This window comes from Oerskovia sp. 140933 (genome assembly GCF_059651515.1).
On record NZ_JAMXIO010000042.1, the window covers coordinates 22,425 to 29,099 of the forward strand.

At 66.2% G+C, this 6,675-nt stretch carries 9 protein-coding genes; 5 read left to right on the forward strand and 4 right to left on the reverse strand.

Going from position 1 to position 6,675, the window contains the following annotated elements; genetic code table 11:
- Nucleotides 1–108 precede the first annotated feature (108 nt).
- Nucleotides 109–1,155 (reverse strand): PDDEXK nuclease domain-containing protein, encoded by a 1,047-nt coding sequence (locus NHG27_RS16935; RefSeq protein ID WP_497017083.1) that lies wholly within the window; start codon nucleotides 1,153–1,155, stop codon nucleotides 109–111.
- Nucleotides 1,156–1,247: 92 nt separating this feature from the next.
- Here NHG27_RS16935 and NHG27_RS16940 point away from each other — a divergent pair, with 92 nt between their 5' ends.
- Nucleotides 1,248–2,828 (forward strand): AlbA family DNA-binding domain-containing protein, encoded by a 1,581-nt coding sequence (locus NHG27_RS16940; RefSeq protein ID WP_497017084.1) that lies wholly within the window; start codon nucleotides 1,248–1,250, stop codon nucleotides 2,826–2,828.
- 47 nt (nucleotides 2,829–2,875) lie between these two features.
- Here NHG27_RS16940 and NHG27_RS16945 read toward each other — a convergent pair whose 3' ends face one another.
- Complete coding sequence (locus NHG27_RS16945) at nucleotides 2,876–3,187, reverse strand: hypothetical protein (protein ID WP_497017085.1); 312 nt, start codon at nucleotides 3,185–3,187, stop codon at nucleotides 2,876–2,878.
- 142 nt (nucleotides 3,188–3,329) lie between these two features.
- Here NHG27_RS16945 and NHG27_RS16950 point away from each other — a divergent pair, with 142 nt between their 5' ends.
- From NHG27_RS16950 to NHG27_RS16965, 4 genes are all read left to right on the forward strand, one after another.
- On the forward strand, nucleotides 3,330–3,773 hold the full coding sequence (locus NHG27_RS16950) for a hypothetical protein (protein WP_497017086.1): 444 nt from the start codon (nucleotides 3,330–3,332) through the stop codon (nucleotides 3,771–3,773).
- Nucleotides 3,774–3,775: 2 nt separating this feature from the next.
- Entirely contained in the window at nucleotides 3,776–3,913 is a 138-nt protein-coding gene (locus tag NHG27_RS16955; RefSeq protein ID WP_497017087.1) for a hypothetical protein, read from the forward strand.
- A 462-nt stretch (nucleotides 3,914–4,375) separates the two neighbouring features.
- Entirely contained in the window at nucleotides 4,376–4,570 is a 195-nt protein-coding gene (locus tag NHG27_RS16960; RefSeq protein ID WP_497017088.1) for an antitoxin VbhA family protein, read from the forward strand.
- Nucleotides 4,567–4,968, forward strand: a complete 402-nt coding sequence (locus tag NHG27_RS16965) for a hypothetical protein (RefSeq protein WP_497017089.1) — start codon at nucleotides 4,567–4,569, stop codon at nucleotides 4,966–4,968. Before NHG27_RS16960 ends, NHG27_RS16965 begins: the two co-directional genes overlap by 4 nt.
- Before the next feature lie 325 nt (nucleotides 4,969–5,293).
- Here NHG27_RS16965 and NHG27_RS16970 read toward each other — a convergent pair whose 3' ends face one another.
- Nucleotides 5,294–5,803 (reverse strand): Pycsar system effector family protein, encoded by a 510-nt coding sequence (locus NHG27_RS16970; protein ID WP_497017090.1) that lies wholly within the window; start codon nucleotides 5,801–5,803, stop codon nucleotides 5,294–5,296.
- The gene (locus NHG27_RS16975; RefSeq protein ID WP_497017091.1) at nucleotides 5,803–6,537 is read right to left on the reverse strand and encodes an adenylate/guanylate cyclase domain-containing protein; all 735 of its coding nucleotides are present in this window, start codon (nucleotides 6,535–6,537) and stop codon (nucleotides 5,803–5,805) included. The genes NHG27_RS16970 and NHG27_RS16975 overlap by 1 nt, the downstream gene beginning before the upstream one ends.
- Nucleotides 6,538–6,675: the final 138 nt, after the last annotated feature.

Sequence of the window (6,675 nt, forward strand, 5' to 3'; positions counted from 1 at the left end):
ACCCCTGATCTCGCACCAGCAAGTAGCGAGTCAGGGGTCGTGCTCAGGATAGGTGGGTCTAGCCCGGGCCCCACGCAGATGTCGCAGTTCGGGACGCTCGGCGGGCGCTCAGCCGTCCTGGGGCACCGCGGTGTCGAGGTCGAAGATCGCCTGGAGATGGTCTGCGCGGGGGAGTGCGGCTTGCTCGTCGGGGGGCAGGCTGTCGTAGGTGTAGTTCGCGACGGCCATGGGTGCGCTGGCGCCGGCGAGGGCGTAGCGGACGATGGCCTCGTTGCGGCCGGCTACCAGCAGGATCCCGACGGTGGGGGAGTGTCGGTCAGCCTTGCGCAGGCGGTCGTCGACGAGCGCGACGTAGGTGCCGAGCTGGCCGACGTGCCCGGGCTCGAACTGGCCGATCTTGAGCTCGACGACGACATAGCGCAGCTGCTCGACGTGGAACAGCAGCAGGTCGACGATGAGCTCGTCGCCGTTGACGGTGAACCGGACCTGGCGGCCGACGAACGCCATGCCGTGCCCGAACTCCAGCAGCGTCTCCTGGAGCCTGTCCATGAGGCCCTGCTCGAACTCGCGTTCGTGGATGCGACCAGTCAGGCCCAGGTGGTCGAAGACGTAGGGGTCACGCACCAGCTGCTGCGCGAGCTCGGAGTCGATCGGCACGAGATGCTCGACGAAGTTCGAGGGGGCCGCGCCGATGCGCTGGTGGACCTTCGAAGCGATCTGGTTCTCCAGCACCGCGCGAGACCAGCCGTGCTCAGCCGCCTGGCTTGCGTACCAGTCCCGCTCGGCGGTGTCGTCGAGCCGGGTAAGCAGGACGGTCACATGGCCCCAGGGCAGTTGTGCAACAGCCTGTTGCACGAATGCCTCTCCGTCAGGCCAGACCTGAGCGACCGAGCGCATGTAGAGCAGGTTGCGCCGGGACCAGCCCCGCTGATCGGGAAACTCCGCCCGCAGGTCCGCCGCGAGCCGGTCGACGACCTTCGTGCCCCAGCCCGCAGCCTCCTGACGATCGAGGATGTCCCGCCCGATCGACCAGTACAGGCTCAGCAGCTCGGTGTTCACCGCCCGGGCTGCGCGGACACGGCTCGCACGCACCCGCTCCTTGAGCCGCGACAGCAGCTCGCCATACCCGTCCGGCTCGACCTCATTCGCGCTCACCAGGTCATCATCACAGGCGGGTGGGGACTCAGGCGGTCTAATCGCGGCGCGCCTACGCAGTCTAAGGGGAGGTGGCTCCAAGACTTGGGATCGTGATCGTTGTGGACGGGCGGACCGATGAAGAGAAACTTCTTGAACTACTTGCGACCGGTGCCGAGGACACTGAACTGGACTTCAAGGCGACCGTCGACCTGTCGCGTGGTTCGTCCCGGTCGGTTCTAGAGTTCGTGAAGGACGCGATCTCGATGGGCAACCTGCCGAGCGGCGGGTACCTCATCGTCGGCGTCGACAACCGGGGGAAGCCAGCGCATGAGGAGCAGCGTATCGAGGTCAGCCAGTTCGACTCCGCGCTGCTGCGGGCACGTATCGCCAAGTACGTCGACGCCCCCGTGCACGTAGTCACCCAGGCCCACGTTGTGGATGGGCGTGACGTCGTGTTGATCCACGTGCGTCCCAACGAGTCCGGCCTGCCGGTGCCGATCAAGGTCATCGGCCAGTACGACGACGGCAAAGGTGCCATGAAGACGGTGTTCAGCGAGGGGGAGGTGCTGATCCGGGAAGGCACGTCCAACGTCCGTCTGCGGTACGCGCACTGGGATGGACTCCTGAGCCGGTATCGAAAGCGGGTCCGTGACGAGGCGCGCACCGACATCGACCAGATGCTCGCCCGGCTGGCCGCTCAGCTCGACCCACGTGACCAGTCCGGCGCAACGGTACTGCTCGACGTCGGGATGGACGACGAAACACTCACCGAGGCGATCCCGGCCGCTTTCGAGGCAGCCACTCCCGTGGCGCTCAACCGGTTCCTGAACACCGCGATGCACGTGGTCGCAGGTGAATCTGAGATCGCCATGAGCAAGGACCGGGCACTCGACCTGATCGCAGCCGTCGCGTGCCAGGCGGCGCTGTTCGACCGGCCGAAAGAGTTCGCCGCCGCGGTCGAGGCGCTGTGGAGCATCTACCGGGCGGTACCTGTTCCCGCCGACGGAACCCGGCTGAGCGGGCAAGGCGCGGAACGTGCCGCACACGAGCTTGATGTCATCCTCCGCGTGTTCGCGGTTGGCGCCGCCGTAGTGCGCATGCGGCGATGGTCGATGCTGAGCACGTTGGTCGATCATTCGGTCCCTGTCGGCCAGCACTACACCTACGGGACCTGGTTGCGGCACGCCCTCGTGCAGGCGTCCCGCGCCAACCTCCTGCTCGACGATGACGGCGCCGAACGTGGCGGACAGGTTCTCTCACTGGTGCGTCGGCTCGTCGCGGCCACCCGGCTTCTGCGACCCGATCGCGGGCCACAGGCCACCGTGACTGTCTGGGAAGACCTGGCTTACAACGACTGGATCCTGAACTCGTTGTGCCAGTTCGACGTGCTGTGGTGCGTTCTGGCTCGTGCGCTGGGCCGCGGGAACGACGGCACAAAGTTCTACCCCAGTTGTGCCGCGTTCCATCAGTACCGAGCGCAGCCCGTGCTGGATGAGATCGTGAACAACACCGATGCGCGCCGCGACGTGTTCGGGTCGCTCCCAGACGCCGAGATTGCAGCTGCGATCAGATTTGTGCTCGATCTGGCGGTCGGCGAGTCGCACAACTACGGGGGCTGGTGGGGCGGCGTGGAGGATTCGCCGACGGTCGCACGATTCGTCACCGAGGCCGGCGCGACACCGTCGCGGTAACTGATGCGCCCCACACTCATTCAACACCGATAACGGTCGTTATGTCACTATTGTCCGCCGTTGCGGTGGTACAGGAAGTCGATCCGGGAGGCGACGCGCAGGACTCCCCGGACCGCCAGGACGAGCCCTGCGAGCGTGACGATGCCACCGATGAAGAGCAGCGGACCCGAGCCGCTGTCGCTCGCGTACGGGCTCAACGCGGCGTCGAGCTGGGCCTGGCGCCCGGCGTTGTAGAGGATCTGCCCCACGACGAGGGCGACGACGCCCCACTTGATCAGCCCCGTCGACGACGGCGGAGGCTTCGGAGCCGCCGGACGCTTGGTAGGAATCGGCGGAATTGCAGGCTTTTCGGCGCTCATGCGAGGAGTGTACCGGCACCCTCCGCCCGAGATAGGGGCGTCTGCGGCTCCCTCTCTGCCCTGGCTCCGGAGACGTCCCGTGGCGCTCGGCAGGCCAGGGCGAGAGCATACATCTGATATTTATCAGATGTATGCTGGTGACATGACTACCGCGACCCTGACCGAGTTCCTGCGTACCCCGAAAGCGGTGATCGCGAAAACCGACGAAGGGGCCGTGCGGATCACGCGCCGCGACGCGGCAGACCTGGTGGTTCTGCGCGCCGACGACCTGGAACACCAGCAGGAGGGCATCGGCTTGTCGAGTCGGCTCATGCGCGCGGTCTTGGCCGCCGGGGGCGACATGCGTGTTGCAGTGAGCAGCGTGTGCGCCTGGGCCTCGCTACTTTCGGCCGCCGAGCTCAACGCGTTCGCCGCCGCCATGGACAAGCACCTGTGGAGCTCAACCGAGCTTGGTCACTATGAGTCGCTGCTGCTGGAGTTCGGGCGCTGGCGCGAGACGGCCGAAGCCTATGCCGCAGGCCTGCCCCGAGGGGCCGGTGAGGATCTGACCTGGCTCGACGAAGCAGCCGACGTCCAGGAGCCGTGAACGTGGCCAAGGACGCCGCTCACGACATCGAGCGACCCCTCAAGATCACCGAGTACCGCCTGCGGTTCGCTACCCGCGAGGCCGAGAAGGGGTGGCGCGACCTGCGCGCAACGCAACCGTCGACGCCTGGGACTTCTTGACCAAGATCCCGCACGAGGAAGGCGGGGGCTGCTACCGCCTCCGGGGTGACCTCGCCGTCGTCCGTCCGCCTCGACGGCGCCAACTTCGACCGGTGGCAATACAAGCCCACCGGCGGCGGACGCATCTGGTACGCCATCCTCCCGCCCACCAAAGGCAGCAAGGAACCCGGACTCGTACTCCTTGAACGCGTCACAACCGGGCACCCCAACCAGACCCTCAAGAACCACAGGCAGCCGATGGTGGCTCGTTCGAGCCCTGCGCTACTCCCCGGTGTGAGCACGAGCGAGGCCCGGGGAATAGAGGACCTGGAGCAGGCGAACCGGAAATGCTGCGCGCGAACGAGCGCGGCACGGCCAGCGCCCCTTCCCGCACCCTGAGCCGGGCCGCCTTCCTGCTCCCCCCTGAGGCCTCCCCCGATATGATTTCCTTAGGAAGACCAGCAGACATGAGGGGTCCAAAGCATGACCGCTGCGCCCCAGCATGACCTGGACCAAGGCCTAGCCCGTGAGCACCGTCGAGACCTGGCCATCGACACGATGGCTTCGTGGGCCATGGAAGGCATGGAGCCCACCGAGGACGGGCTCAAAGACATCCGCGCCTACGTCGCTGGTTCCGTCACGATCGAGGAACTCATCGCGAAACACAAGGCGCTGTGACGGGTCGCTCCGACGGAGCGGCGTTCATCAACCCCTACGTCTACCCAGGCTCGACGGTCCTGCGGAACCTCCTCGGCAAGACCACGCAGAGCGAGTTCAGCGCCGTCAAGTACCTCCTGACGTTCGACCGCCGCGTGGAGCTGGACCGCAACCCGATCACCGGTCCGTTCGACTTCGAGCGCCTGAAGGAGACGCACCGCCGTCTGTTCCAGGACATCTACGACTGGGCCGTCAAGGTGCGCACGGTCGAGATCAGCAAGGGGAAATCTGCGTTCCATCAGGCGCGATACATCCCCACGGCAGCCGAAGAGAGACCTTTGGCTGGCTGCTTCGGACCCGGTTGCTCGACCCGGCGGTCGACGACGGAGCCTTCGTGGTCTACGCAGCCGACCTTCTAGATCGGTCATCGCGCAGGCGCTGCGCACGCCCATCGACGACCTGTCACCCCCTCGACAGCGAGGTCTACACCGCACAGGCCCCGGTGACGGGCCCTGCCCGAGACTCGCGAGGGGGCCGCGACGACGTCCTCGCCAAGCGGTACGCCCGGTTCCCCGAACTGCGCAACGTCACGCTGGACACCGCGGATGCCCCAACCCCCGCTCGACCCAAGGGCGACGACGGAATCCAGCTCGGCTGAGCCTCCCGACACAGAACCCCGTAGCCAAATGACTACGGGGTTCTGTTCTAGCCACAGAGTCAGCTCCGGTGGCCGGTGTGGACCTTTCACGCCAGGCGCGACATCGCACCAGCCGCGAGCAGGAAGGCTCCCCCCGCCACACCGAACCAGATCGACAGCGCCACGCGACGGTGCTTGGTCCACGCGATCTCCGCCATCACGATCACCTGACAAGCGAGCTGCTCCGCGAGGTCTCCCTTGCGGAGGTCGGCCACAAGGCGCTGCGGTGTCCAGGAGCGGGCGTGCCCGAAGTAGATGTAGTTGCTCGTTGCCTCGCGCTGGAGGTTCTTGGATCGCAGACGGGGCGCGACGACGAGGGCTGCGAAGACGGCTCCGGTCGCCACGAGGATCACGCTCAGGCCGATGAACATGTACTCCGGCCAGGTGTCCATCTCATCGAGCAACGTGACCGCGCCGGCCAGCAACGCGGCCTGGAACGTGAGTGCGAACGCGGCCTTGGCGTCGACTTTCCCGGTCCAGTCCATCTGAGCGTCGTGGATGCGCCAGAGGTCCTCGTTGCTCGCCGGCGGCTGCGAGCTCTCCTTGCGTCCGAACATCAGAGCGCCGTCCATTGGTAGCCAGACGTGTAGTAGTCGTAAGCTCCGCCGCCCATGTTGAGCCTGAACGGTCCGGTCCACATGTTCTGACCCTGATTGGAGTAGAGCGCGACCGCGTCCAGCTCGCCGTAGGTCCCCGCGCCGATCGCGATGTTGTGCCCGGAGTAGGTGTCACGGAGGTCGCTCAACTTGGCGGCCAGGTTCGGGCCGGCGCCCACCGAGAGCAGGTCGCTATTGTTGCGGATTCCCGCTCGCACCAGCAGCGCCTCGCTCGTGGCGATGCCTGTCATCGCTCGGATGTGCCAGCCTGCGCCCCGAAGCGACGCGAACGACCTCTGGATCTTCGGGTCGAGCAGGTCACCCACCGCGTAGTCGATCTTCATCGCGGCTCGCACCGCGCGGGTCTGCCGGTTGGTGCCCGTGAACACACCCATGACGCGGTCACCGTCGAAGCTGCGGATGTGGCCGTCCTCCGCGCGGATGATGCGCACTGCAACCTTGAGGAAGGCCGACATCACCGATGCGACCTCCTCGTGGCTGCCAGCAGCCTTCACGAGCCCGGAGGAGTCGATGAGGTCCGAGTACAGGTAGGTGGCTTGGACGAGCTTTGCGTCGCTATACCCCATGTTGTCGGGATCAGGCACCGTTGTGGACGACGATGACCACGCGGTCTTCGCCCAGGTCTTGGAGACCTCTGCTACGGCCGCGTCAACCTGCTCCTTGAGCGTTGCCATCAAACCCCCCTCCTGCGCGCCAGTTCGCGGGCCTGAGCCTAGCTGTACTGACCCGTTGCGTTGTTGATTCGGTCGATGGGTCGTAGGCCGCCGATGCCGAGGTGGGGTCGTTCCAGGTTGTAGTGGTTGAGCCAGGTA

Bases quoted from the DNA above. Each gene is read 5' to 3' on its own strand.
- NHG27_RS16945 (WP_497017085.1), bottom strand. From the start codon at position 3,187: ATGAGCGCCGAAAAGCCTGCAATTCCGCCGATTCCTACCAAGCGTCCG.
- NHG27_RS16950 (WP_497017086.1), top strand. From the start codon at position 3,330: ATGACTACCGCGACCCTGACCGAGTTCCTGCGTACCCCGAAAGCGGTG.
- NHG27_RS16960 (WP_497017088.1), top strand. From the start codon at position 4,376: ATGACCGCTGCGCCCCAGCATGACCTGGACCAAGGCCTAGCCCGTGAG.
- NHG27_RS16970 (WP_497017090.1), bottom strand. From the start codon at position 5,803: ATGTTCGGACGCAAGGAGAGCTCGCAGCCGCCGGCGAGCAACGAGGAC.
- NHG27_RS16975 (WP_497017091.1), bottom strand. From the start codon at position 6,537: ATGGCAACGCTCAAGGAGCAGGTTGACGCGGCCGTAGCAGAGGTCTCC.